This window comes from Paenibacillus pinistramenti (assembly GCF_005869875.1).
In the GTDB taxonomy this organism is placed as follows: Bacteria; Bacillota; Bacilli; order Paenibacillales; family Paenibacillaceae; genus Fontibacillus; species Fontibacillus pinistramenti.
This window is the reverse complement of the sequence record NZ_VAWG01000001.1, coordinates 255,538-280,842: the sequence shown is the minus strand read 5'-3', so window position 1 is coordinate 280,842 and position 25,305 is coordinate 255,538. Positions and strand designations below refer to the sequence as shown.

Below are 25,305 nucleotides of genomic sequence, written 5' to 3'. Positions count from 1 at the left end.
GCATCCTCTTTATTCGCCCAAGGGCGGGAAGAGGATGCTTTTTCGTTTCGGCTGCCGCCGCCCCTATTTAGGGACAACGGCATCTGTTCTTACTTCTTCTGGATATGAATCGCTCCGGATGGCTCTGATTCTCCAATGCTGTTTACCGCCGTAATCCGGACATAACCGCTGATGCCGCCGGACGTGGCGTAATCAAATTGAGGCTGAACGGTTGAACCGATCAGAGCGTAGCTGCCATCCTGCTTATCGGAAAAATAAACGTTATAGCCTGTCACATTCTCTGCTCCAGGGCTGGAATTCCAGCTGATTGCAATGCCGGCCTCTGTAATGACTCCATTCAGCCCGCCCGGCGAAGAGGGCACAGCCGCCGCAGCGGCGGGATCTGCTTCACCGGCAGCAGCATCTCCTTCAATAGCACCCGGATCACCCGGAAGTCCCGGCAAGCCCGGCAGGAAGCCGTCATTTACGGAGACAGCGGGGCTTGGCGCCGATTCCTTGCCGGCTACATCTACTGCCGTTACATAGAATGCGTAACTTGCCGAAGAGGAAATGGATACGGTAAACTGCGTCTTTTCCCCGAGAAGCAGGGACTTCGAATATTCGAAGGCGCCCCCGTTTACCGATTTGTAGAGACGATAGCCGACAAGGTCGGACTCACTGTTTTTATTGAAAGATATTGCCGCCTGGCTCGTCACAGATCCCGCTGTGAGACCTTGCGGAGCTGCAGGTGCTTTTCCGTCATCTTTGCGGGGGTCCGCCTCATAAGGCGCATCCTCGCCCGCATCCTTAGGAATGTAGTAATCCAGCGATTTGTGCTCGCCCGTCATATTGGCAAAAGCATTTTGAAGCTGCTGAATCAGCTCTTTAATCGGCGGATCCCGTTTGACAACAACCTTCTCCTGCAGCATATCGGCAGGCGTACTGTCCTGCGGAATGTAGTTAACATTGTTGTAGGTGATGTATTTTGCCCGTACCAGGACATCATCAGGTTTGGTCGGTACGTATTTGACATTAAAAATATCAGTGGTCGTTTTGCCTGCCTGCTTCGTTAACGCAGTTGGCAGAAGGCCGCTGTAGCCCGATACGGTCTTCTTGACAATGCCGTCCGGTTTAGGGAACTCACTCGTCTTAAACAGCTCTGGTTTGGCATCCGTCACCTGGTTCATGACCAGCGCCCAAATCTTGCGTGCGCGTTTCTTGCCGTCATCGGTAAGCTTATTGGACGGTGAAGCATATCCCACCCAAATGCCAAGTGTAACGTCCGGGGTGTAGCCTTCAAACCACACATCCGCATAGTCCTGTGTTGTACCGGTTTTGCCCACGACCGGAATTTGGCCGTATTTCTTAAAGTCGCTGGCTACGGAATGGCCGGTTGAGCCGCTCTCCGAAACGACAGTGCGCAGCATATCCGTCATCAGGTACGCGGTCTGTTCGGAAAATACCCGTCTTGGCTCCGCTTTATGCTGATAGACGACATTTCCTTTGGAATCTTCGATTCTTTCAATCATATAAGCATCATTATAAATACCCTGGTCGGCGATTGCTCCATAAGCATTGGTCAGCTCTTCGACGCTAACGCCATGTGCCAATCCGCCGAGCACGCCCGTGGTGGCTTGATAATCCGATTCCTCAAGGGTTGTAATGCCCAGATTTTTGACAAACGCCCAGGCCTTGTCGATGCCGACCATATTGTTGAACAGCTTGAGGGCCGGAATGTTTCGGGACTCGTTCAGAGCAGTCCGGGCGGTAACAAGGCCTTTATATCCGCCGCTGGAGTTCACTGGAATATGGTAGCCCTTCTGGTAGTCCTTCAGAATGATCGGCGAGTCGTCGATAACGCTGGCAGGCTGGATCAAACCTGCTTCTAAAGCAGGCAGATAAGCCGCTAACGGCTTCATCGTGGAACCAGGCTGACGAACCATTTGCGTCGCGTAGTTCATCTGCTCGGTGTAGAAATCGCGGCCCTCGATCATGCCGAGAATCGCGCCTGTCTTGTGGTCAATCATCATGCCGGCCACTTGTTCCAGGCCTTTGGTTGTGCTTTCCGGCGAGAAGTTATCCGCGTTGTCGGACACTTTGTGCATGGCGCTGTAGACTTTCTTGTCAATGGTCGTATAAATGCGGTAACCGCCGGTCAGAAGCTGTTGTCTGGCATCCTCCAGCAGCTGGGCGTTCTCTTTGCTTGTCAGAGCTTCCTTGTCGAGTGATGGATCCTTCAGCATGGCCAGAATCTGTGCGCCCTGGCGCTCCGTCTCCAGCATAAGATAAGGATAAGTATCGTAAGCCTTCTTGGTTGTAGGAGCGAGCGCTGACTTAATATCAAATTGAAGCGCTTCATCGTACTGGGTCTGGTTTATTTTGCCTTCTTCCAGCATCCGCTGCAGCACAAGGTGCTGCCTTTTGACTGCGCGGCTGAAGTTGGTTTCATTAAATTCGCCTTTGCCGTTAAAGGCTGAATAAGAGCTTGGAGCCTGCGGCAGGCCGGCCAGGTAAGCGCATTCGGCAATGTTCAGCTTGGTGAGATCTCCGATGCCGAATATGCCTTTTGCAGCGGCTTTGATCCCGTACAGGTTATAGCCGTTGGAGCCGTTGCCATAAGGGACTTTGTTCAGGTAGGCAGTCAATATCTCCTGCTTGGACAAGAACCGCTCCAGTCTCAGCGCCAGCAGAATTTCCTTGAACTTCCGGTCCTCTGTCCGGTCAAGGCTCAGAAAGACGCGTCTTGCCAGCTGCTGGGTCAGCGTACTGCCTCCTGTTTGGACATCCTCCTTGAGCACGCGCTGCTTCACTGCCCGCAGTGTTCCGCTGATGTCAACGCCTTTGTGTTCATAAAAATTATTGTCTTCAATGGAAATGACTGCATCAATTACGGTAGAAGGGATTTCCTTGTACTCCACGGGCCGTCTGTCTTCTTCCGAACGGAGCTGGCCGATCGCCGAGGCATCACGGAAATACGCGAAAGTTGTGATGTCGTTGTAATTGATCTGCGCCTCAATGTCCGCGCGTGAACGGACCGGATCGTCTTTGACGATCGCGGATACATAACCGAATGCGGTTCCAATGGCAAACAGCACACCGGCCAGGCCTGTTATGAACAATCCCAACAAAATTCGAAGTATAATGCGTCCGGCCCGTCTTCTTTTGGGCTGGGGGATTTGCTTTTCCGGACTGTTATCCTTATCTAAAGCCATGAGCATCCTCCTTTTGACAAGCAACATTATAGCACAAAAAGCGGGGTTTGAATCCTCAATTCGACCTGATTGGATGGTTTCTGGTAATGCAGGCAATACCCGGCCTTGACTTGCTAATTTGATCTGTGTTATAAAAAAGCTTAAAGCTGCATATTCGAAAAAGCTGGGAAGGACAACAGTAAAAGACGAAATTCTGCTGCTCAGAGAAACGGTGGTTGGTGCGAACCGTAAAGCAAACGTCTTTGAATTACAGTCTGGAGCTGTCCGGGGGAAAGCAAACCTGCTAGTAGTCCGGTACCGGGGAACCGTTATGGAAATGAAGTGAAAACCGATGATGCCTGAATTATATCAGGTTATGGGCATCGGTTTTAATTAGGGTGGTAACGCGAGCGCTCCTTCTCGTCCCTTGGGATGAGAAGGAGCTTTTTTGCGCCGTTTTTTTTGGACCAATACGATATTTAGGAGGCATTCAGAATGAAATGGGATGAATTAACGCTGCCGCAGCGTGAAGAGGTAGAGCGCCAGCTGGTCATTTTGAACAGGGGAGTGGTGGAGACCGTTCCTGAGGAGGAATTGAAGCAAAAGCTGATGAAATCGGTGGCGGCTAAAACTCCGCTGAAAGTAAAATTGGGTCTTGATCCGTCAGCGCCGGATATTCACATCGGCCATACAGTCGTGATGCAGAAGCTGCGCCAGTTTCAGGAGCTTGGCCACCAGGTGCAGCTGATTATCGGCGATTTTACCGGTATGATCGGCGACCCGACAGGCAAATCGGAAACCCGCAAGCAGCTGACTAAAGAAGATGTGCTGCGCAATGCTGAAACGTACAAGAAGCAGATCTTTAAGATTCTCGACGCTGAGAAGACTCAAGTGTTCTTTAACTCCGAATGGCTCGGACCGATGACTTTTGAAGATGTAGTGAAGCTTGCAGCCAAAGTAACCGTCGCCCGTATGCTGGAACGTGACGATTTCACGAAACGCTACACGAGCGGCCAGCCGATCAGCATTCACGAATTCTTCTACCCGCTTATGCAGGGCATGGACTCTGTTGCGCTGAAATGTGATATTGAGCTTGGCGGAACTGACCAGAAATTCAACCTGCTCATGGGCCGCACCCTGCAGAAGGAGTATGGTCAGGAGCCTCAGGTCATTATGATGACCCCGCTGCTCGAGGGGCTTGACGGCGAGAAGAAGATGAGCAAGAGCCTGAATAACTACATCGGGATTGATGAGGAGCCGAACGAGATTTACGGCAAAGCGATGTCCGTACCGGACGAGCTGATGCTCAAATACTACGAGCTGGTAACCGATCTCACCAATGAAGAGCTGGATATTCTGAGACAAGGCCTCAAGGAGGAGACGCTGCATCCGCGCGATGCAAAAATGAAGCTCGCCTACACCCTTGTTCGCATGTACCATGGGGAAGAAGCGGCAGCTTCGGCGCAGGACCACTTCGTGACCGTATTCCAGCAGCGCGCTCTGCCGGATGACATTCAAGAGGTTGAGATCGATTCAGCTGAACTTGAGAACGGCCAAATCCGCTTGATCAAACTGCTTACGCTGCTTGACTTTGCAGCTTCCAACGGGGAAGCGAAACGCAGCATCCAGCAGGGTTCGCTCAAGATCAACGAGGAGAAAATGACCGATGTGAACGGCGAAGCAGCCGTGAAGACCGGTGATATTGTGCAGGTCGGCAAACGCAAATTTGCTAAACTGATTATTAAATAAAAAGCTGATTATATTAAATAAAAGAAAGCCCCTCGCATGAGGGGCTTTCTTCATTAAGCTTATTAAGCTTAATCTTAACGGTTGTAGAATTCGACGATTTGTTTCTCGTCAATATCTTGGGACAACTCAGCGCGTTCAGGAAGACGGATGTACTTGCCTTCAACAGCGCTGTCGTTGTATTCCAGGTAAGCTGGAAGATGGGTGCGGTTCTCAAGAGCTTCTTTGATGGAAGTCAAGGAACGGCTTCTTTCACGCAAGCCGATTACGTCGCCAGTGTTTACCTGGTAAGAAGCGATGTCGACTTTTTTACCGTTTACAGTCACGTGACCGTGGGATACCAGCTGGCGGGCACCTGCACGGGAGTTAGCGAAACCAAGACGGTAAACCAGGTTGTCCAAACGGCTTTCAAGCAGGAACATGAAGTTCTCGCCGGCAATACCTGGCATTTTGTGCGCTTTGGAGAACAAAGTGCGGAATTGCTTCTCTCCCATACCGTACATGTGACGCAGTTTTTGCTTCTCTTGAAGCTGCATACCGTAGTTGCTCATCTTTCTGCGCTGGTTAGGACCATGTTGTCCCGGAGGGAAAGGGCGTTTCAATTCTTTACCTGTACCGCTCAGGGAAATTCCAAGACGGCGGCTGAGTTTAAATTTAGGACCAGTGTAACGTGCCATTGTATAAGTAGACTCCTTTATTAAATAAATTTAGTAGGGGGCTACACTATTTGCGCCGGTTTTGTATTGACGAACGGAGGGATAGAAGATAATCCGCTCTTCTGCCAGGAAAGTTCAGCCGCTGTCCTGACAGCAACAAAGCCCGTGAGGGTGACACAATTCATTACGCCCAAGCAAAGACTCTATCCAGTCTTTTTCAACATTAAATGATATAGGACTCAGCAGGCAAAGTCAAGCGCATGACGTTTAATAAAACGCAGAATTTTGTCGATAGGTCTTTTGGACTAAAAAAAGTTGCTGTTCAGGTTGATTCCTAGTGCAAATTGGTTATAGAAATAGTAGAATATACGGTATCAAAATATCCTCTTTGGAAAGTAATTTTGGATTTGGCAGGGTAGCGGGTATCACAAGCCGAAGGTTTAACGGCAAAAAGGAGCTTTCTCTATGGCTGAATATCTAAAGGAGAACCGAACTAGACATAACACTGATATTGCTTTTCTGAATACAGGGAATACGCAGCCTGCCGGACAAGCTGAAGACTGGCTGGACGATATGGATATTACGCGGCATGACTTCCCTTATATAGAAGAGCTTCTGCAGCAAGCTTTCTCCAATTGGGCAGAGGATGCCCTGCCTGTCTACGGATTAGAATCGGCCGGCTGGTACCTGGTTGATTACACAGGAAAAATCATTGCCGGGACAGGAAAGCCGGAGGAGGCAGAGACCGCCCGTTTAGCCGCCGCTGCCGGCATGGTGCTGACGACCGGAGAACCTGAACGGGTGATCGAACCTGGATGCGCCGCTGCGGCTGTTCCGGTTAGAACCCGGAAGTTCGAAGAGGTGTATGCTGTACTGGTATGCATCGATGCTTCCAACTCCGAGAATTTAGCGTTGGCGATGCAGGCCTCCAGACATTTTGGCACCTGCTTCTATCGTAAGCTGAATCAATTGTTTATGGGAGATCTCTACAATTTACAGAGGCAGAACGAACGGGAATCGGCCCGCTGGACAGCCCTGCTGCAAATTGTGAAGAGGATTCACGATAAAATTGATGTCGGAGCGGTCTTGAACGAAGTATTAGACAGCATGAGCGTTATTTATCCCGGAGCCCATCTGGAGCTGCTGATGACCCAGGATTTTAAGAGCAGTGACAGTCTTCAGGTCAAACCGCTGCGTTTTAATACGGATAATGAGCATGACGAGCTATGTGTGCGTGCCTATACCGAGAATACGATGCTGTCCCGGGAAAGGGTGTCGGATTCCGGCTTAAGAATGCTGGAAATTGCCGTGCCGCTGAGCGGAAAGCAGGGGGTATACGGGGTGTTTTATCTTTCGATCCCCGGCGAACTGGGCAAAGATATGGATCTGCAGCTGATGGGGATCCTGGCGGATACCGCAGGCAATGCGTTTGAGAATGCCAAGCTCTATGAGCAGTCAAACCTGCTGATTCAGGAGCTTCAGCTGATTAACGAGCTGTCCAGGCAGCTTAGTCAAAGCCTGAAGCCCGATGAGCTGTTTGAATTCGCCACTAAAGAGCTGCTTGAAATTTTCAAGGCTGATTTCTGTGCCATTTCGGAGCTTACCCCGCGGGGTGATGAATTCCGGATCATGTCGACGAATATTGATGTGCTGGACAGGGAGCCTTTCCCGGCCAGCTACGGAATCTGTGGTCTGGTCTACAACACGAAGGAACCGCTCATTATTTCGGATTATGAGACCTTTCAGGGCGCAAGCTCAAAAATCATGGAATCAACGGATTCAAGGTCCCTGATCGGGGTTCCGCTGATGCTCAGAGGCAGGCTTAGCGGTGCTATTCTGCTGACGCACAGGGAACCGCATTTCTTTTCCTACGATAATTATAAGCTCTTGCAAATTCTTGCCAGCCATATCGGGCTCGCCATGGCTAATGCTTCCCTGTATGATGCGGTACAGCATATGGCGAACAGGGACATGCTAACAGGGCTCTACGCCCGTCATTATTTAGACCGCTGCATCAAGAAGCGGCTTGCCAATGATTCAGGCGGTGCCCTGCTTGTGGTCGATATTGATAAGTTCAAGCAGGTGAACGACAGTTACGGCCATCAGGTTGGGGATAAGATTTTGAAGCAGGTATGCGATATTATCAAAGGCTCAATCCGCAGCGATGATGTTGCGGCCCGCTGGGGCGGGGAAGAGCTTGCGATTTATTTTCCATACATGTCTGCTGACGAATGCTTCAGGGTTGCCGAAAGAATCCGGGAGCGGGTTATTGCCGAATCGGAGCCGGAGGTTACGGTATCCTGCGGGGTAGGAAGCTGGCAGTTTGACCGGGAGCGCATCAGTGTCGAGCTGCTGTTCTTTATTGCGGATATGGCGCTCTACCGGGCAAAGAACGGAGGGCGGAACCGGACAGAGATCGGTTACTGCGACGGATCACCTGAAAGTTTGGCAAGCTGGCTGGAGGAGAAGGACGCTCTTTGATGGGCGTCTTTTTTGTTGTTCATTTGAGCTGCAGATCCGTATAACTGTGCGCGGAAAGGACAGCCTAACCTTATACCTGTAAAGGGGAGGAAGATTCATGAAGAGGAGCAGACACCGGTTTATCTGGATCGGTTTGACCGGGCTTGTCATGGGTCTGCTGACGGGGTGCGGGCAGCAGCGTACAGCACAGCAGTGGTTTGATTTGACCTGGGCCGGCCTGGCCGGCGTAGATGCTTTTCATATCAGCGGCCAAGCGGAGGTGAATCCTGAAGCGAATTCGAAGAATGCCCGGACGTTTACGTATGGAGCTGATTTGGAGCAGCATACCCGGCTTTCTGTCCAGGCTGTTCCTGTGCGGGGAGGAATCTATTCTTCAGGGGCTGGTCTTAAGAAGCAGAATGGGCCGGCCGCACTGGAGCTTCGGGATGGAACCAGCTGGGTCATCCGGCAGGAGGGGGGCAGGCTGGATGCTTGGACGGCAGCAGCGGCGGGACGGGTAAACCCGTTGACGGCGATCGAAGGGCTTCGGCAAATGAGAAAAAATCTCCGTCTCGAGACCGGGGGAGCTCGCGGAACTCAGGTGCTGCGGATTGAACCGGACTCCGAGCAGGAGCTGCTCAGGCTCAAAGACCATCTGATCTCGGAAATGAACAGCATTCAAACAACCTGGAACGGGAAGACAGCAGGCTCTCCTCACCGTCAGAACGCCGAAGCTGTGCAGGAGGGAAATCAGCTGATCGAGGCAAGCCGGCAGCAGCTGATGCAGATTTTAGCCGGGGCGAAGGTCCAGACCATTTACCATTTGACCATCAACAAGAGAACCAATCTACCGGTTCGTTTAACCTCGGAAACCCGCATGATCTACACCGACCCGAAAGGCAGCCGTCACAGCGAGACCCTGTGGAATGACGCCCGTTTCACCGACTACCGCTGAGGACCGGAAGCCGTACGTACAGAATGCTGTGCCCTGCGCTGATTTTATTCCTTTGGCATGATACAATGGGACAGGAGATTTACACCTGCTGCTGCTGTCAGCAGACGTGCAGTCAGCTGTAATTAAGGAGGAATTAAGCGTTATGAAAGATCCAAGAATGCAAAAGCTTGCCCAAAATCTGGTCGGTTATTCCGTCAACGTTCAGCCGGGGGAAAATGTTCTGATCGAAATGATCGGCAGTGAACGCGACCTGATTAATGCCATTGTAGAGGAAGTCGCCAAAGCCGGCGGTCATCCGTTTGTGCAGCTGACGGACAAGACGACCCAGCGCGCAATGCTGATGAACGCAGCGGAAGAGCAGATCAAAACCTGGGCGGCTATTGACCTGAACCGGATGAAGCAAATGCAGGCGTATATCGGCATCCGGGCAGGCGAAAATGTGAATGACCTGGCGGATGTGCCGGAGAAAAATATGAAAATGTACAATGCTTTATACAATCATCCCGTACATAGCGAACAGCGTGTCAAGCACACCAAATGGGTCGTGCTGCGTTATCCGAATGCAAGTATGGCGCAGCTTGCTAACACAAGTACAGAAGCATTCGAGGATTTCTACTTTGACGTCTGCAATCTGGACTACGCGAAGATGGACCGCGCGCAGGATGCCCTTGCCGAATTGATGAAGCGAACCGATAAGGTCCGCATTACAGGTCCGGGAACCGATCTGCAGTTCTCCATTAAAGGAATTGATGCAATTAAATGCTCCGGCCAAGCGAATATCCCGGACGGAGAAGTTTATACCGCTCCGGTTCGTGATTCCGTTAACGGGGTAATCAGCTATAACGCCGCTTCGCTGTACAATGGCGTGACGTTTGAGAATGTGGTATTCCACTTTGAGAACGGCAAAATCGTCAAAGCAGCCAGCAACAATAATGAACGGATTAATGAAATTCTAAACTCGGATGAAGGCGCGCGCTATATCGGCGAATTCGCCATTGGTTTCAATCCGTACATTCTTCACCCGATGAAAGACACCTTGTTTGATGAGAAGATTGCAGGCAGCCTGCATTTTACGCCGGGACAGGCCTATGAAATTGCTGACAACGGCAACCGTTCTTCCATTCATTGGGACTTGGTTCTGATCCAGCGGCCGGAGTACGGCGGCGGAGAAATTTATTTCGATGATGTTTTGATCCGCAAGGACGGCATTTTTGTTCTGCCGGAGCTTGAACCGTTGAATCCGGACAATCTCAAGTAGAGGGAATTAATCCGGGCATCGCTATTGCCTAGAAAGCGGATTCATTGTATGATTAATTCGTCAATTCATAGCTGAATTCGGAGGGATTATAAATGGCTACGAACAATCAGGCGGTTGTGGAAATTGCTCAAACAGCAGCAAAATTTTCTTCTTCCATCGTACTTCAGGCCGAAAATAAATACATCGATGTGAAGAGTATTTTGGGTCTTTTCACAACTTTGGTTAGCGGCAGTAGTTACGAGCTGCATGTACACGGACCGGATGCTGAGGAAGCTAAAGCAGCAATGACGGAAGTGTTTGAGAAGCATGGACTGAAAGTAACTTTGGTTTCCGAGTAACGCAAGCTGGAACACCCTCTCCGCACAGGAGGGGGTGTTTTTTTAGAACGGTCATGCGCCTCAGCCTTTTCCAGATCCCGGAAAGATGTTATTTCAGAGCAGTCTTGTATTGAGAACAGATATCGCTTAATATTAAAAGTAAATAGGTGGACTTGGGTCACTGATACAGAGAGGGGGAGAAGATACATGACTTCATCTGATTTGCAGGAACAGCTGAATTTAAAAGCGTTGAATCTGCTGCAGGAAGACGCTTATAAAATAGAGAAGTTAATTGAAGTGCAGATGGAGAACTTGGCTACACGCTACTGCCCACTCTATGAGGAAGTGCTGGACACGCAAATGTTCGGATTCTCCAAGGAAGTTGATTTCGCGGTAAGAGCTGGTCTTGTGAACGAGACAGTCGGCAAACAGATTCTTAGTAAATTAGAGCGGAATCTGGCTCTTCTCTACGAAGCGTTGAATCAAAAGGCGAATCAGTCCGAAGACGGAACGTTATAAATGCCAATGAGAAAGGGGCGAACCTCCTCAGCAGCTTAGCTGAGCACGAGGATTCGCCCCTTCTTTTGTTAGTTTGTTAAGGCCTCATATGCAGGTGCAGGTTATACGAGATAGAAGGACACGCCCAAAATGGCATAGACAGCGAGCAGCAGCATTCCTTCATACCAGTTGGTAGAACCGTCCTGGGTAATGGATTTGGCGATAAAGACCGCTACGCCCATTGCGGCCAGCTCGATGACCGTAAAGACGATATCCATGGGGCCGGAAGCAAACAGCTGGCTGACAAAGACGAGCACCGGAGCAACAAACAGGGCAATCTGCAGGCTGCTTCCCACTGCAATTTCGACTGCTGCGCCGATCTTGTTCTTCAGCGCCAGCATAACAGCTGCTGAATGCTCTGCAGCGTTGCCGACAATGGCTACGACAAACGCACCGACGAAGATGGCGGAAAGTCCGAATTTTTCGGTAATTGGATCCAGGGTATCGACCAGCCACTCACTGACGAAGGCCACCATAACGGTTGCGATAATCAGGTAGAGGATGGAACGCCCTTTGGACCAGGCGGCTTCTTCGTGCTCTACATCCAAAGGTCCGCCCTCGGATACATCCGCCAAATAATCCTTGTGGGTAATCATAGAGAAGAGCAGCCACAACAGATAAGATACAATTAACACGCCGCTTACGATCAGGCTCAGCACATTCGTATCTTTGGATTCAATGGCATGGGTATGTAGAAAGATAGCCGGTACACCAAGTGCGATGATGGCGAGGAGCATCAGGGAACCGTTAAGTCCGGCAAGCGAAACGTTGTAATTCTGGATCTTATATTTGATTCCCCCAGCCAGGACGCTTAGGCCGAGCACCAGCAGAAGGTTGCCGATAATGGAGCCCGTGATGCTGGCTTTGACCATATCAAATTCGCCTTCTTTAACCAGCAGGATGCCGATAATCAGCTCGGCTGCGTTGCCGAACGTGGCGTTCAGGAATCCCCCGAGCCGCTGGCCCGCATGATGAGCGACGCTCTCTGTCGCTTTGCCCAGGAAGCCGGCTACAAAGATGACCGATACTGCGGAGATAATAAACTCCAGCGTATAGGGGAATCCGGCGTAATGTCCGACAGCGCTCAGGATAAAGCTGATAATCAGTAGTGCAGGAAACCACAATTTCTTCAATAAAGACACCTCTTTTTCCAATTAAATGAACCGAATGTAATGGTAGCCCCGACAAAACATTACAAATTCAATATAACCAAGATGAGGAAAATTATAAACGAAAAATCAAGTGCAAGTCTACATTTGCTTTCCAAGGCGGTTGCAATTACAATTGTAAATAAATGAGCTTGCTGACGGATGCTTTTGCAGAAAGTGTCGTCAAGCAGGGTAGGGAGGATTAGCCATGACCGATCAATTGGCGCTCGCAACGGGCGCAATTCGGATCGCGGACGACGTGGTAGCCAAGATCGCAGGAATGGCTGCCCTTGAAACGCCTGGTATTGCAGCGATGTCCGGAGGTCTATCTGAAGGCTGGGCCAAACGGCTCAGCGGCAAAAATGTGCAAAAAGGTGTGACCGTTGAAGTCGGTCAGCTCGAGGCGGCAGTCGATCTGCGCATTCTGGTTCTGTATGAAACCCCAATTCATGAGGTCTGCCGTATGCTTCAGCAAAATGTTCGGGAAGCCGTCGAAAGCATGACAGGCCTTAAAGTGGTTGAAGTGAACGTGAAAGTCGAAGGCGTAGCGTTCAAGAACGACGAAATTTAAGTTTTGTCTAAGCAGCGCCCGAAGAGAAGTAAAATTCAAGAAGCGCACAGGATTCCGTTTAAGAGGGAACAGCAAAAAGTCCGGCCAGAGTTCTGGTTCCGGACTTTTTGAGGTTCAGCGGGTTTCATATCGGCCGTAACGGCGGCGGCGTTCGTTTAATTCATCTTCACGAACCACAACGGATTTGGTCACTTCACGCTTCTGAACGGCCGCAGAGGACCGCGAGATGCTGAGCACAATGCCCACACTCGCCATCATCATGAGGAGGGAGGAGCCTCCGTAGCTGATGAACGGCAGCGTTACGCCTGTAATCGGGATGGTCCGTGTGACACCGCCGATGTTTATGAAGGCCTGGATCGCGATAAGCCCCATAATCCCTACACCGACGAGCATGCCGAATGTATCCTGGCAGCGCAGGGAGACAAGCAGGCCGCGCCAAATGAAATAAACATAGATCAAGAGGAACAGCAGGGTTCCAATAAAGCCGAATTCTTCCCCGATGACAGAGAAGATAAAGTCGTTGTACGGATTCGGCAAATAGTGCAGCTTCTGAATGCTTTGGCCGAATCCGGTGCCCGTTAAGCCGCCGTGGCCGATTGCGGTCAGCGACTGAATCAGGTTCCAGCCGTAACCCTTGACATCTTTAAAAGGATCGATAAAGGCCTGGAAACGTCCTGTTTTGTAGTTTGAGGCGATGGAGTCGGCAGCCCCGGAAGAGTGCAGGCCGTCAATAAGGGCTTTAGCACCTAGAACCAGGCCGAGCCCTACAGCCAGTAGAAGCAGCGACGCCATAATATGCTTCAGATTGGCCCCGCCCGCAAAAATAATCAGGCCGGAGGTTGCGACCAGAATCAGGCAGGAGCCGAAGTCCGGCTGGAGCATTATCAGTCCGGCCACAAAGCCGACGATCATCGTGACCGGAATATATCCGGTCCGGAGATCCCGGAGCCGCTCGCCTTTTTTGGTAATCAGGGCGGACAGGTACAGGATAATCGTAATTTTAGCAAATTCCGTTGGCTGAATGCTGATAGGCCCTAGAATAAGCCAGCTTCGTGAACCGTTTAGCTGCGATCCGATAAACGGCATCAGCAGCAGCACGAAGATGACGATAATAAACGCTGGAACGAACAGCTTCTTGTAGCGCTGGAACGGAATGTTCATGGCGATAAACATGCAGAATAGGCCGCCAACAGCGAACATCAGCTGCTTTTTTACAAAAAACATGGAGTCATAATTAAACTTTTCATTAGTAACAGCAATGCTGGAGCTGGAGCTGAATACCATAACCAGTCCAAATCCGACCAGCAGCAGGGTCAATATGAGCAGCTGAAAGTCCGGTGTTCCCCGTCTGGCCATATTCTGCTGAGGTTCCTTCTTCTTGTTCCCGCTATTCCGGCTCATCCGTTTATCCGCCTGTCAGCAGAGTCCGCCGGATTCATCCGGCCGCTCTCAAGGAAAGAGGGACTGAGGTGAGAGAAGACAGGGAGCGGGAACGGGCTCCCGGAATGTTCCGTTACGGTCGTGTGACTTATGTTTAAGCCGAGCAGCAGATTGGTTGAGTTGATACGGGCAGCGCCGTTTCTGCCTTGAATTTCGGCCCCGGTATCCACGTGCATGAACACCCTCCTAACTATTAAACTAGCAAATTGCCATAGGAATATCGCGAAGAATGCGAAGAAATAAGTTCTCTGCGTATACGTTGTACCTACCATGATAGTATGTTTACCAGGCTTGCGCAAGCGTGCAGAAGGCGGAACAGGGCAGCTTTTTTGAGGGCTGGAGGCCGCTTGTGGTGCGGGTTTGCGGCCGGCTGTCCTATTGCTTTTGATTTCTGTTACAATAAGAGGAAAAGCCGGGAGCAAAGACGGTCCGGCAATCAGGCGGAGGTAGAAAGCTTATGGGACGGGGAGAAGTAGAACAATTGTATCCGGTGATGGTCGAGCGCAGGCGTTATCTGCATCGTCACCCTGAGCTGTCTTTCAAGGAGCAGGAAACTTCAGCCTTTATAGCGGACGTACTGCAGAAGGCCGGAGTAGAGATGAGAACGAAGGTGGGGGGCAACGGTGTAGTCGGGATTATCAAAGGCAGCCTGCCGGGACCCGTAGTTGCGCTTAGAGCGGATATGGACGCCCTGCCGATTCAGGACGAGAAGAATACGGACTACAAGTCGGAGGTGCCGGGCGTCATGCATGCCTGCGGTCATGACGGCCATACGGCTGTGCTGCTCGCGTTAGCGGAATATTTTGCCGGGAGAAGAGACCTTATCCGCGGTGAAATCAGGCTGCTGTTCCAGCCGGCGGAAGAGGTTTGTCCGGGCGGGGCTCTGCCTATGATTAACGAAGGGGCCCTGGATGGGGTGGATGTCATTTACGGGGTCCATCTCTGGACGCCGATTCCGGTCGGCACGGCCGCTTCTGCCCCGGGGCCCATGATGGCCTCGACGGATGAATTTTTTGTGGATATACACGGGCGCGGAGGCCACGGCGGCATGCCTCATAAGACCATCGACAGCGTTGTGGCGGGATCGGCTCTGGTGATGCAGCTGCAGAGCATTGTGAGCCGTTCGGTGAATCCGCTGGATCCGGCTGTAGTTACGATCGGGTCGTTCCATGCGGGAACCGTGCAGAACGTCATTGCTGAGCGCTGCAGGCTGGCGGGTACGGTTCGATGCTTTAACGAGACGTCCAGAGAGCTGATCCGGGAGCGGATTGCTTCGGTGGTGGAGCATACGGCCAGCAGCTACGGGGCAAGCGCAAGCCTGGAATATGTGCCGGGTTATCCGCCGCTCGTGAATGATAATGAAGAGACGGCAAGATTTTTCAAAGTGGCGGGCGGCCTTGAAGGAATCAAGACGGAACTGACTCAGCCGATTATGCCTGCGGAAGACTTTGCCTACTATCTGCAGAGAGTGCCGGGCTGCTTTATCCTGGTTGGAGCCGGGAATCCGGAGAAAGGCGCGGAATATCCTCACCATCACCCCAAGTTTGATCTTGATGAAGAGGCGATGGGCCATGCGGCAAGGATTCTGATTGCACTCGCGGAAAATTATATGCAGGAATGGCCGCAGCCCGCATCCGCAGAATAATTCAGTGTGCGGCGTCATTTTTAAGCGTTAAAATTTCATTTCTTTAGGGATGCAGCTTGTGCATGACTGCCGCATTTTTGGGAAACTCTACTAATCAGGGCAGCAGGCTTGACCGGAGTCCGGACGGAGATTCCAGCCGTAGGTTCCAGTTTAGAAGATCGGCAGATGTGTCAAAAATGGGAAGCCCCCGCCGTTTGCGGCCGGGGCTCTTTGCTTTGTACAAGCCGGTCGGCCTGCACCGCCGCATTTGCCGGCTTGCCAAGTCAGGAGGGACAAGAAGAAATGAAAGGACAAGGCGCTTGCATCGTGCAGAACGATCACATCGTGCTCTTGGAGACGGCACATCCGGAGTTCGGTCGGGCCAGGGAGCTGCTTGGCGAATTTGCGGAGCTGGTCAAGACTCCCTCGGCCTTCCACACCTACCGCATCTCTCCACTGTCATTATGGAATGCGGCCGCACTGGGCGAGACACCTGAGGGGGTGATTGGCAAGCTGAGGGAGCTGTCCCGCTGGCCGGTGCCGGGTAAAGTTGAAGAGGATGTGGCGCTGTGGATGGGAAGATACGGCCAGCTGGCTCTCAAATCCTCCATGCGTGAGGAAGGGCAGCTTGAGCTGTATGTGCAGACAGGGAACGAAGAGGTTCTTGAACGGCTTCTTCAAAAGCTGAGCCTGCAGAAAAATGGAATGGAACAGTTAGGCATCGTAAGGGCTGATGAGCAGACTGTTTATGTCAAGTCCGCCTCGCGGGGACTACTGAAGCAGGAACTGACCAGGCTTGGCTACCCCGTCATTGACGAAGTCGGCTACCGGGCGGGTGCGCCGCTTGCCTTTGAATTTCGCCCTGCGCTGCCTGATGGCACGCCATTTGGCCTTAGAAGCTACCAGCAGGTCTGTGTGGACGCATTTGCGGGCGCATTAGGTGCTTTAGCAGATGCTGACCGCGCTGACAGCGGCGGTCCTGCCGGCAGCGGGGTGCAGGTGCTGCCGTGCGGCGCAGGCAAAACGGTCATCGGGCTCGGGGCCATGCAGCGGCTCCAATGCGAAACCTTGATTCTGACCTCCAGCATCACTTCTGTCAGGCAGTGGATTCAGGAGCTGACCAGCAAAACAACACTCTCCCCGGAGCAAGTGGGTGAATATTCAGGCGAGAAGAAAGAAGTTCGTCCCGTCACGGTCTCCACCTACCAGATTCTCACCCACCGGACGCGTAAAGAAGAGGGGTTCAGGCATCTGTCGCTGCTGAACGGACGCGACTGGGGGCTCATCATTTATGATGAGGTTCACCTGCTCCCTGCTCCCGTCTTTCGGGCAACTGCCGATATTCAGGCGACCCGGAGGCTGGGGCTGACCGCAACCTTGGTCCGGGAAGACGGCTGCGAGCAGGATGTCTTTTCACTCATCGGGCCCAAGCAGAAAGAAATTCTCTGGAAGGACCTTGAGCATCAGGGCTGGATTGCCGAAGCGGCATGCTGCGAAATCCGGGTGCCGTTATCTGATGAGTACCGCAGGCTTTATGACCAGGCAGGCAGCAGGAGCCAATTCAGATTGGCCTCGGAAAATCCCGACAAACTCCAGGTTGTGCGCCAGCTTGTCAAGCGGCACCAGGAACAGCAGATTCTGATTATCGGCCAATATGTCGATCAGCTGGCCAAGCTGGCTTCCGAGCTGCAGATTCCGCTGATTTCGGGAGCAGCCTCGCAGGAACAGCGCAGCGTTTTATATGAAGCTTTCCGGACAGGCGCTATTCATGTGCTGGCGGTTTCGAAGGTCGTCAACTTTGCCGTCGATCTGCCCGATGCCGCGGTAGCGATTCAGATTTCAGGCAGCTTCGGCTCAAGGCAGGAGGAGGCGCAGCGTTTAGGGCGTATTCTCCGGCCCAAGACAGGCGGGAACCGGGCTTATTTTTACAGTATTGTATCAGACCGGACCAAAGAGGAAGCATTCGCGGGAAAAAGACAGCTGTTCCTGGTGGAACAGGGATATCACTATACCGTGGTACCTGCGGGAAGCAGCGGGCCGGACCTGCTGCCGGAGTCAAAGGAGGCATGAGTGGTGAGCGAATTTCATTCAAGCCGGATAACCGGAAGGAACGTTGAAGCCGGTGAGCCAGCAGCAGCGGGCCATGCAGAGGCGCAGGCCGTGAAGCCGAAGAGCGGACTGCAGGAGCGGACGCTGCAGCTGATATTCAGCAGGTTTGCCGCCCAGCCCTTTTCACAGGAGCAGCTTGAGGGGAAGGCAACGGCTTATTGCTCGGGAGCGGAGCTTGTGTACGGACTTCATCTGCTCCGGAGGGCCGGTATCGTGCAGACCATCAGCCGGGGCTGGGGCGAGAACTATTTTGCCCTGTCCATGAGCGAATTCCTCTCCCTTTCGCAGCAGCAGTTTGAACCCGAATGGGAAACCGGCGGACACCCGGCGGCCCGGACCCGGCATGTCCGGCTTCTAAAGGAAGGCAGGCACGGCATTTCCCGGACTCTGCTCAAAACCCTCTCTTTTATTGCCAAAGGGGGCCTCTCTCTTACCTCCAAAGGAAAACTGCAGCTCCGTTCCTTAAAGCGATTAGCGGAAATCATCCCGATTCAGGACGAGGATGTGGCAGGGCTTCAGCTGCAGTACGCGGAGCAGGAGCATTATCCTCCGTCCATTGCCGTTCTGCTGGATTTGGCCCTGTCGTTTGGACTTGTTCAGCTGCATCCCAAAGGATGGAAAATCAGCGGGCCGGCTTTAGCCCGTTGGCTCAAGCTCCCGGAAGCACAGATGGACGGGCTGATCATGAAGGAGCTGCTGACAAGATATGTGCCGCCCCGCCCGTTTCTTCAGCATGCAGCTGCCGTGCTGCTGCTGCCGTCCTGGAAGCCCGGCATGTGGCAAAGCGTTGATGACCTATTCAGGCTTCTGAGAAAGAAGGGCATTTCTCCGGATGCGTCACCTCAGGCCGGACAAGGCGGGCAGACTGGGCTGCCTGCCGAACAGCTGTGGCTTGCAGCCTGGTTAAATCTGTTATGCGCATTTGGCTGGATGGAGCTTGGATATTCAAGTGAGCATGAAGGGGAACGCGCAGCGGGGAGCGCGGGGTACGCAGGAGGCGCAGCCTTGCTGGACTGCGGCGATTTGGCAGAGTTCCCGGAATTTCTGAATCTCATGAATTCCCCGGCTTCCTCTGTTCCTGCAGCCCTCATGTTCAGATGGGTCCGCAAACCCGAATTAGCCGATGATCATGGAGAACAGGGGATGCTGCTGCTGTCAGGGGCTGAAGAAGGGAACCGGGTCTGTAAGGCAGGGAACGCTTATGAAATTCAGCCTGACGGCTGCTTGTATGCCGAGCCTAATTACGAAATTCTCGTTCCTCCTGATACCCCTTATACGGTTCGATGGGAGCTGGAGCTTTGCTGCGAGCCGGTGTCCGAGGATGTCATGACCGTTTACCGTCTTACCCGCGAATCGGTTGAGGCTGCATTACACGCTGGCCGGACCCCGGAGGAGATTATCGTGTTCTTTGAGCGTGCCGCCCGTTCAGGCCTGCCTGATCATGTCAGGCTCGCGCTGCGCCAGTGGGGAAGCGAGCTGGGCCGGGTCTCGTTCGCCCGGGTGACGCTGCTTCGCTGCGCGGATGAGGCAGCCGCAGAGCGGATCTCTGCGGCCAAGCTCCCGGCGGGCATTATCCAGCAGATCGGCCCGAAGGATTTCATTGTACGGGAGGAGGAGTTTGACCCAATCAGCCGGGAGCTCGACAAGCTGGGCCTGGCGCCTCTGAAGGCGCCTGCTGGAGCAGAGGGGGCCGAGGAGACGGGAGACTATCCCCGAGTGTTTGGTGATGTGCCCGAACCGGAGGCGGAGCTTGAAGAAGGATCTGATCCTTGGATTTATGCGGGCAGGCTGATAAAGCTGATGAAGCCGGTAAAGCCGATAAAGCCAATGAAGTCAATGAAGCCGGCAAAGCCGGTGAGTCCTCAGCCAGATGAAGCTTCCGTTCCGGATTATGAAGAGCTGTTCCCGGGGTTTCACAGCATTCCCGGCTCCTGGACGCGTGAATTAAAGTCTTATCATGCCTCGACAGTGAAGCTGCTGTTCCAGCAGGCGATGGACTGGAAGGCGGGAATCGAGCTTCGTTTGGCAGACGGCACTTATTCCGCTCTGCCCAAATGGATTAAAGGCGGAGCACAGTGGAGAGCGGCAGCGGATTTAGCGCTGGGAGGGGACAGCAGCAGCTGCCCTGCGGGCAGATTTACCGAACTGAGCGCCGAGGATATCCAGGGGATCCGGATCACCCTGCCTGAAAGAATCTAGGGTGCCGCCTGATTTTATCTTCTGCTGGTGATGGGTTTATGATATGATAAATAAGACTACCTGTTTATAAAGGTGGATCCTTTCAGGAATAGAGATGAATATTCATGAGCGTATCTGAATTGCGAACGGTCGATATGGCCCAAATGCTGACATACGCCTATGAGCTGGGCGACATGATTAACCATTCTGTCTGTGCGGCAGATTATTTATATTGGAAGCAGATTGTAGATAACGACGCTGAAATTCAAAGCTGCGTTCGCAAGCTTGCATCCAAGAAAGAGCTCTTTGAGGAGACACAGCGTTTCGGGCATTTCCACCCCAATTATCACGAAGCCAAAGATAAAGTAGCTGAAGTGGAGCTGGAGCTGGAGGGATTTGAGGCTGTAAGACGCTTCAAGCTTGCCGAGAAGGAATTGGATGACATACTCCATGAGATGTCAGAGCTCATTGCCTATTCCGTCTCGCAGAAGATCAAGGTGCCAAGCAACGACCCGAATCCGAAAGGCGGCTGCGGAAGCGGCGGTTCCTGCGGCTGCGGCTAGGACCGGGGATATTTTTAACAAGAAAGCGGGGAAGCGGCGGACATGTTTCCGGAACGGGAAGGCTATATTATTTGGGTCAGTGATTTGAAAGCGGCCAGAAATCTGGATAAATACGGCAATGTATTGTATCTATCGCGAAGAATGCATTATGCGGTCATGTATGTAAATGCGGACCGGGCGGAGGATATCATGAAGAATGTCCGCAAGCTGTCCTATGTCCGCAAGATCGAAAGATCTTACCGCAACGAAATCAAAACGGAATACAATAAGAATGTGCCGGACAAGACCCAGTTTTACGGTCTTTAGTATTCTGGAAGAGGCATATTTGCTGGAGAGAAGGAGAAACTGCGGAAGCTGTTTCTCCTTTTTTTTATAGTGCTTGCGTATCAAAACGGGATATTATACTATTATGGGAATTAATACTCAGCCTTTTAACGGGATTAAGCATAAGGAATCTACAATCATTCAAGGCGAGGCGGGACCGATGAAGGAAAGAGCTGCACAACGCTGGAATTCGTATGAATCTTTCTATATTATGCTCGGCGATTACAAAGTGGCTGATATCGTTGTTACCCATCACGCTGCGGTCCGTTACAGGGAACGGGTCAACCCGGCTTCCTCTTCGATTGATGCTGTTGCTTCTTATCTCTGGGACTGTCTCAAGCAGAAGCGGATCACCAAGGTTCATCGAAATGAGGAGCATGTATACCTGATTGACCAGGATCTGATGTTTGTGGCTGAATTCAGCGAGCTGGCCGGAGAAACGGATCTCCTCGGACATCCGCTTTATAAGATGACCCTCGTGACCTTCCTTGGCCGGATATCGGAGAAGATGGAGCTGAGAGATTTAAAGACCTATTATTCCTGGATGAGGCATACCCGGCGTACGGGACTGCTGAAGAACAGCCGGAAACGGAAATAGCAAAGGAATGATTCAGCATGCGCCGATAAGGTCCGGGCATGCTTTTTATATGTTGTCCTGGAATGTGAATCAGGCAAAGAAGGAAGGATTTGATCGGATGGCGCTTAACTACCATCAGCTGCATATTTTTTATACCGTCGCCAATCTGGGCAGCTTCTCTGCGGCCGCGCAGTCGCTGCATATGACTCAGCCTGCGGTCACGATGCAGATGCAGTCTCTTGAAGAATACTTTGGCTGCAAGCTGTTTATCCGTTCGACCAAGAGAATTGAATTGACTGAAGCCGGCCATGTCCTGCTGCCCTTTGCCGTCCGCAGCCTGGAGCTGATGCGGGAGACGGAGGAAGCGATGTCCCGGTTCACCCATCAGCTGGAGGGAAGGCTGCAGCTTGGCGCAAGCCTGACTATCGGCGAATATGTGCTGCCGCGGCTGCTCGGGCCTTTCGGCCATCAGTACCCTCATATTGAGATCAAGCTGAAGGTGATGAATACCTCGCAAATTGTTGAATATATTTTGCAGCATCAGCTTAATTTCGGGCTGGTCGAGGCTCCGGTGGATCATCCGGATATTCAGATGGAGCCTGTTATGGAAGATGAACTGAAGCTTGTCGTGCCTGCTGCTCATGAGCTTGCGCAAGCTGACAGCGTTGACTTGGAGAACGTGATTAAGCATCCTTTTGTCCTGAGGGAGAAAGGTTCAGGCACCCGCCAGGTTATGGAGGATGAAATGCAGCGCAGAGGCGTGAAACCGGGCGATTTGAACGTCGTTATGGAGCTCGGCAGTACGGGAGCGGTGAAGTCTGCGGTGGAAGCGGGATTCGGCATTACGATGCTGTCGCCCTCTTCCGTCAAGCACGAGGTTGCCCTGGGTTTGCTGCGCATTGTCAAGATCCGGGATGCTTCGTTCAAGCGCAGATTCTTCTCCATCCATTTGAAGTCTACGATCCTGCCGATTTCAGCAGTGACTTTTCTGAATTTTATTAAACAGCCCAAAATAAGGGAGGAGTATTTATGAATGAACAGGGGCTGGCGGATCTGCATACGCATACGACGGCTTCCGACGGCCTGAATTCACCCGGTGATAATGTGAGGATTGCCAGGGAAAAAGGGCTGTCAGCGGTTGCAATCACCGACCATGACACAGCAGCAGGCATTGACGAGGCGCTTGCAGCTGGAGAAGAGCTGGGAATTACTGTCGTTCCTGGCGTGGAGATCAGCACCCGGGCGGAGGATACGGAAATACACGTGCTCGGATATTTTATCAACCACCGCGATCCGCTGCTGCTGGAACGGCTTCAGGGGCTTCGGGAAACCCGCGGCAGACGGAATGAAGCGATTCTGGCCAATCTGCAGCAGCTCGGTGTTCTCCTTACGATGGAGGATGTCTTAAATGAACTTGGCAGGGAACTTAAAGAAGGCGAAAGCCTGGGACGCCCCCACATTGCTGCCGCCATGGCAGCCAAGGGTTATGCAGCGGATATCCGCGATGCTTTCAACCGCTATTTGGCTGAAGGGGCGCCGGCCTATGCGCCTGCGGCAAGAATTTCGCCCCTGGAGGCTTTTGCCTGGATCCGCGAGGCGGGAGGCGTTCCTGTCATAGCCCACCCTGGTATATACGGCAATGACGACCTGGTCTTAAAACTCATTGAATCCGGCAGACCGGGCGGGATTGAGGTTTATCATTCCGACCACTCGCCTGAGGATGAACGGCGTTATGGGGAATGGGCTGAACGCTTCGGGCTTATTGCGACCGGTGGTTCTGATTACCATGGTGTACGGAACGGCTCGGCCTTTCATGGCGACCTGGGCGGGCGTACGGTTTCCATGCAGGTGGTCTGTCAGCTGAAGGAGGTGTAAATTTGGAGGAAAGCTTGCGTTTTGATCAACCGGAGTTTATCATCACCGCGCCGGAGCTTATACGGGCTATGGAAAGAATGGGCGTAGGCTTGATCATTACCAATCCCAATTTACCGGATAATCCGGTAATCTACGTCAACCAGGGCTTTAAAGAAATGACCGGGTATGAGGCGGAAGACGTATTGATGCGCAACTGCCGCTGCCTGCAGGGTCCTGATACGAGTGCTGAAGATTTGAAGAAAATCAAGCTTGCACAGACAGAACGCCGTGCAGAAACGGTCACTCTAAAGAATTACCGTAAGGATGGCACTCCCTTCTGGAACCAGCTTACGATCAGCCCGGTGTTCGGGGAGTCCGGCGAGCTGTTGTATTTTATCGGGCTGCAGTTCGATATTACTAAAGAGGTGGAAGAGAAAGAGAATTCCTCCAGACGAATCCGGCAGCTGGCTTTCTTCGATTCCCTTACGGGTCTTCTCAATATGAGCCATTTCAAAACGGAGCTGGAGAAGCAGCTTCAGGAAGATATCCCGTGTGCGGTAATCCGGCTGAATATTGACCGTTTCCGCTACATCAATGAGAGCTACGGCGATAAGGTCGGCGACAGCCTGCTGCTGGAAGCTGCCGAGCGGATGAAGCAGGCAGCAGGGAAGGACGGCATTTTATGCCGGAGCTTTGCGGATGATTTTATTGTGCTGCTCAAACCGGAGAAATGCTCACGTTATCATATACATATGCTTGCCCGGATGCTGGCCGATGCCCTTCATAAACCTCATTACTACAAGAACGAAGAGATTCGTCTAAGCTACAGCATCGGAATCAGTATGTATCCGGATCACGGCAATGAAGGCTTCCAGCTGCTGAATCATGCAGACCTTGCCTTGAAGAAGTGCAAACAGGAAAACATAGGGGAGCCTTACTGGTTTCATTTTTCGCTGCTGGATCAGATCAATAAACGGATCGAAATGGAGAAGAAGCTGCCGAAGGCGCTTGAGAACGAAGAGTTTGAATTATATTTTCAGCCGAAGTGCGGGGGTTCTCCCGAGATGCCTCTGGCAGGGGCTGAGGTGCTGCTGCGCTGGAACGATCCGGAGCAGGGGCTGGTGCCGCCGATGGATTTTATTCCTATTGCCGAAGAGAACGGATTTATTATCCGGCTGGGAGAATGGATTCTGAGCGAAAGCTGCCGGCTTGCCAAAGCTTGGCAGGAGGAAGGCTATCCGAAGATCCCGGTGTCGGTCAATGTTTCGGCAGCGCAGTTTAAACACCCTCATTTCATAGATATGGTAGAGCATGCGCTTGTTTCTTCAGGCCTGGAGCCGAAATATCTGGAGCTTGAAGTGACAGAGACCATGCTGAACGACCCTGTGGTGATTAAGGAGAAGCTGGAGCGGCTCAGAAGCAGGGGCATCAAGATTTCGATCGACGATTTCGGCACAGGGTACTCTTCCATTCATTATTTAAAAACTCTTCCAATAGACATCCTCAAAATTGATAAGTCCTTTGTTCAGGATACGCCGATGTCCAAGCAGGACAGTGCGCTCCTGGTCTCCATCATCCAGCTCGGCAAATCGTTTGGGCTGACCGTCCTGGCGGAAGGAGTCGAGTCCAAGTCTCAGCTGGAGTTCCTGGCTGCCAGCGGCTGTGACCTCATTCAGGGCTATTACTACAGCCGTCCGCTGAACCGTGAGGCGATGGAGCAATTATTTAGAAAAAGCATGGGCCAGGCGCTGATTTGACCGCGCTTTATCCCCACTGAACAATAAAGCCGCCGCTGAC

21 protein-coding genes and 1 other annotated feature are annotated in these 25,305 nt (G+C 52.3%); of the genes, 16 read left to right on the top strand and 5 right to left on the bottom strand.

The genetic code is table 11. The features are described 5' to 3' along the window. Nucleotides 1–89 precede the first annotated feature (89 nt). Nucleotides 90–3,191 (bottom strand): transglycosylase domain-containing protein, encoded by a 3,102-nt coding sequence (locus FCN15_RS01310; RefSeq protein ID WP_138493137.1) that lies wholly within the window; start codon nt 3,189–3,191, stop codon nt 90–92. Nucleotides 3,192–3,347: 156 nt separating this feature from the next. Beyond that, nucleotides 3,348–3,601: a binding site (T-box leader), on the top strand. A gap of 64 nt (nt 3,602–3,665) precedes the next feature. Here FCN15_RS01310 and tyrS point away from each other — a divergent pair. Then, nucleotides 3,666–4,919 carry a tyrosine--tRNA ligase gene (gene tyrS / locus FCN15_RS01305; protein WP_138493136.1) on the top strand — a complete coding sequence of 418 codons (1,254 nt, stop codon included), beginning with the start codon at nt 3,666–3,668 and terminating at the stop codon, nt 4,917–4,919. A 74-nt stretch (nt 4,920–4,993) separates the two neighbouring features. Here the strand turns inward: tyrS and rpsD are convergent, their stop codons facing one another. Next, nucleotides 4,994–5,593: a 30S ribosomal protein S4 gene (gene rpsD, locus FCN15_RS01300; RefSeq protein WP_138493135.1), complete on the bottom strand. Its 600-nt coding sequence runs from the start codon at nt 5,591–5,593 to the stop codon at nt 4,994–4,996. A 444-nt stretch (nt 5,594–6,037) separates the two neighbouring features. Here rpsD and FCN15_RS01295 point away from each other — a divergent pair, with 444 nt between their 5' ends. From FCN15_RS01295 to FCN15_RS01275, 5 genes are all read left to right on the top strand, one after another. Further along, nucleotides 6,038–8,053, top strand: a complete 2,016-nt coding sequence (locus FCN15_RS01295; RefSeq protein ID WP_138493134.1) for a sensor domain-containing diguanylate cyclase — start codon at nt 6,038–6,040, stop codon at nt 8,051–8,053. A gap of 97 nt (nt 8,054–8,150) precedes the next feature. Next, entirely contained in the window at nt 8,151–8,987 is an 837-nt protein-coding gene (locus FCN15_RS01290; protein WP_138493133.1) for a hypothetical protein, read from the top strand. Between the two features lie 142 nt (nt 8,988–9,129). After that, on the top strand, nt 9,130–10,245 hold the full coding sequence (locus FCN15_RS01285) for an aminopeptidase (RefSeq protein WP_138493132.1): 1,116 nt from the start codon (nt 9,130–9,132) through the stop codon (nt 10,243–10,245). A 92-nt stretch (nt 10,246–10,337) separates the two neighbouring features. After that, complete coding sequence (locus FCN15_RS01280) at nt 10,338–10,583, top strand: HPr family phosphocarrier protein (protein WP_138493131.1); 246 nt, start codon at nt 10,338–10,340, stop codon at nt 10,581–10,583. A 186-nt stretch (nt 10,584–10,769) separates the two neighbouring features. Next, nucleotides 10,770–11,081: an Fpa/YlaN family protein gene (locus FCN15_RS01275; RefSeq protein ID WP_138493130.1), complete on the top strand. Its 312-nt coding sequence runs from the start codon at nt 10,770–10,772 to the stop codon at nt 11,079–11,081. Between the two features lie 101 nt (nt 11,082–11,182). Here the strand turns inward: FCN15_RS01275 and cax are convergent, their stop codons facing one another. After that, a complete protein-coding gene (gene cax / locus FCN15_RS01270; protein WP_138493129.1) occupies nt 11,183–12,253 on the bottom strand; it encodes a calcium/proton exchanger in 1,071 nt (356 codons plus the stop codon). A 223-nt stretch (nt 12,254–12,476) separates the two neighbouring features. Here cax and FCN15_RS01265 point away from each other — a divergent pair, with 223 nt between their 5' ends. Beyond that, nucleotides 12,477–12,839 (top strand): Asp23/Gls24 family envelope stress response protein, encoded by a 363-nt coding sequence (locus FCN15_RS01265; protein ID WP_138493128.1) that lies wholly within the window; start codon nt 12,477–12,479, stop codon nt 12,837–12,839. 114 nt (nt 12,840–12,953) lie between these two features. On the opposite strand, the gene ftsW is transcribed toward FCN15_RS01265, so the two are convergent. Then, the gene (ftsW, locus tag FCN15_RS01260; RefSeq protein ID WP_238996452.1) at nt 12,954–14,240 is read right to left on the bottom strand and encodes a putative lipid II flippase FtsW; all 1,287 of its coding nucleotides are present in this window, start codon (nt 14,238–14,240) and stop codon (nt 12,954–12,956) included. Then, on the bottom strand, nt 14,237–14,455 hold the full coding sequence (locus FCN15_RS01255) for a hypothetical protein (protein ID WP_138493127.1): 219 nt from the start codon (nt 14,453–14,455) through the stop codon (nt 14,237–14,239). Before FCN15_RS01255 ends, ftsW begins: the two co-directional genes overlap by 4 nt. A 281-nt stretch (nt 14,456–14,736) precedes the next feature. Between FCN15_RS01255 and FCN15_RS01250 the strand changes: the two genes are divergently transcribed. The 9 genes from FCN15_RS01250 (at nt 14,737) to FCN15_RS01210 (ending at nt 25,265) form a co-directional block, all read left to right on the top strand. Continuing rightward, nucleotides 14,737–15,924, top strand: a complete 1,188-nt coding sequence (locus tag FCN15_RS01250) for a M20 family metallopeptidase (RefSeq protein ID WP_138493126.1) — start codon at nt 14,737–14,739, stop codon at nt 15,922–15,924. A gap of 282 nt (nt 15,925–16,206) precedes the next feature. Beyond that, a complete protein-coding gene (locus FCN15_RS01245; protein WP_138493125.1) occupies nt 16,207–17,973 on the top strand; it encodes a DNA repair helicase XPB in 1,767 nt (588 codons plus the stop codon). 3 nt (nt 17,974–17,976) lie between these two features. Continuing rightward, the gene (locus FCN15_RS01240; protein WP_138493124.1) at nt 17,977–20,211 is read left to right on the top strand and encodes a helicase-associated domain-containing protein; all 2,235 of its coding nucleotides are present in this window, start codon (nt 17,977–17,979) and stop codon (nt 20,209–20,211) included. Between the two features lie 104 nt (nt 20,212–20,315). Then, nucleotides 20,316–20,753 (top strand): YlbF/YmcA family competence regulator, encoded by a 438-nt coding sequence (locus tag FCN15_RS01235; RefSeq protein ID WP_138493123.1) that lies wholly within the window; start codon nt 20,316–20,318, stop codon nt 20,751–20,753. Between the two features lie 42 nt (nt 20,754–20,795). Next, entirely contained in the window at nt 20,796–21,059 is a 264-nt protein-coding gene (locus FCN15_RS01230; RefSeq protein WP_138493122.1) for a YlbG family protein, read from the top strand. 178 nt (nt 21,060–21,237) lie between these two features. After that, a complete protein-coding gene (locus FCN15_RS01225; RefSeq protein ID WP_138493413.1) occupies nt 21,238–21,675 on the top strand; it encodes a hypothetical protein in 438 nt (145 codons plus the stop codon). A gap of 97 nt (nt 21,676–21,772) precedes the next feature. After that, nucleotides 21,773–22,687: a selenium metabolism-associated LysR family transcriptional regulator gene (locus FCN15_RS01220; protein WP_138493121.1), complete on the top strand. Its 915-nt coding sequence runs from the start codon at nt 21,773–21,775 to the stop codon at nt 22,685–22,687. Then, complete coding sequence (locus tag FCN15_RS01215) at nt 22,684–23,529, top strand: PHP domain-containing protein (RefSeq protein ID WP_138493120.1); 846 nt, start codon at nt 22,684–22,686, stop codon at nt 23,527–23,529. The genes FCN15_RS01220 and FCN15_RS01215 overlap by 4 nt, the downstream gene beginning before the upstream one ends. Before the next feature lie 2 nt (nt 23,530–23,531). Next, the gene (locus tag FCN15_RS01210) at nt 23,532–25,265 is read left to right on the top strand and encodes a bifunctional diguanylate cyclase/phosphodiesterase (protein WP_238996451.1); all 1,734 of its coding nucleotides are present in this window, start codon (nt 23,532–23,534) and stop codon (nt 25,263–25,265) included. Nucleotides 25,266–25,305 lie beyond the last annotated feature (40 nt).

Excerpts from the sequence above, each read along its gene's own strand:
- FCN15_RS01310 (WP_138493137.1), bottom strand. The coding sequence starts at position 3,191 with ATGGCTTTAGATAAGGATAACAGTCCGGAAAAGCAAATCCCCCAGCCC.
- tyrS (WP_138493136.1), top strand. The coding sequence starts at position 3,666 with ATGAAATGGGATGAATTAACGCTGCCGCAGCGTGAAGAGGTAGAGCGC.
- rpsD (WP_138493135.1), bottom strand. The coding sequence starts at position 5,593 with ATGGCACGTTACACTGGTCCTAAATTTAAACTCAGCCGCCGTCTTGGA.
- FCN15_RS01295 (WP_138493134.1), top strand. The coding sequence starts at position 6,038 with ATGGCTGAATATCTAAAGGAGAACCGAACTAGACATAACACTGATATT.
- FCN15_RS01290 (WP_138493133.1), top strand. The coding sequence starts at position 8,151 with ATGAAGAGGAGCAGACACCGGTTTATCTGGATCGGTTTGACCGGGCTT.
- FCN15_RS01285 (WP_138493132.1), top strand. The coding sequence starts at position 9,130 with ATGAAAGATCCAAGAATGCAAAAGCTTGCCCAAAATCTGGTCGGTTAT.
- FCN15_RS01280 (WP_138493131.1), top strand. The coding sequence starts at position 10,338 with ATGGCTACGAACAATCAGGCGGTTGTGGAAATTGCTCAAACAGCAGCA.
- FCN15_RS01275 (WP_138493130.1), top strand. The coding sequence starts at position 10,770 with ATGACTTCATCTGATTTGCAGGAACAGCTGAATTTAAAAGCGTTGAAT.
- FCN15_RS01265 (WP_138493128.1), top strand. The coding sequence starts at position 12,477 with ATGACCGATCAATTGGCGCTCGCAACGGGCGCAATTCGGATCGCGGAC.
- ftsW (WP_238996452.1), bottom strand. The coding sequence starts at position 14,240 with ATGAGCCGGAATAGCGGGAACAAGAAGAAGGAACCTCAGCAGAATATG.
- FCN15_RS01255 (WP_138493127.1), bottom strand. The coding sequence starts at position 14,455 with ATGCACGTGGATACCGGGGCCGAAATTCAAGGCAGAAACGGCGCTGCC.
- FCN15_RS01250 (WP_138493126.1), top strand. The coding sequence starts at position 14,737 with ATGGGACGGGGAGAAGTAGAACAATTGTATCCGGTGATGGTCGAGCGC.
- FCN15_RS01245 (WP_138493125.1), top strand. The coding sequence starts at position 16,207 with ATGAAAGGACAAGGCGCTTGCATCGTGCAGAACGATCACATCGTGCTC.
- FCN15_RS01235 (WP_138493123.1), top strand. The coding sequence starts at position 20,316 with ATGAGCGTATCTGAATTGCGAACGGTCGATATGGCCCAAATGCTGACA.
- FCN15_RS01230 (WP_138493122.1), top strand. The coding sequence starts at position 20,796 with ATGTTTCCGGAACGGGAAGGCTATATTATTTGGGTCAGTGATTTGAAA.
- FCN15_RS01225 (WP_138493413.1), top strand. The coding sequence starts at position 21,238 with ATGAAGGAAAGAGCTGCACAACGCTGGAATTCGTATGAATCTTTCTAT.
- FCN15_RS01220 (WP_138493121.1), top strand. The coding sequence starts at position 21,773 with ATGGCGCTTAACTACCATCAGCTGCATATTTTTTATACCGTCGCCAAT.
- FCN15_RS01215 (WP_138493120.1), top strand. The coding sequence starts at position 22,684 with ATGAATGAACAGGGGCTGGCGGATCTGCATACGCATACGACGGCTTCC.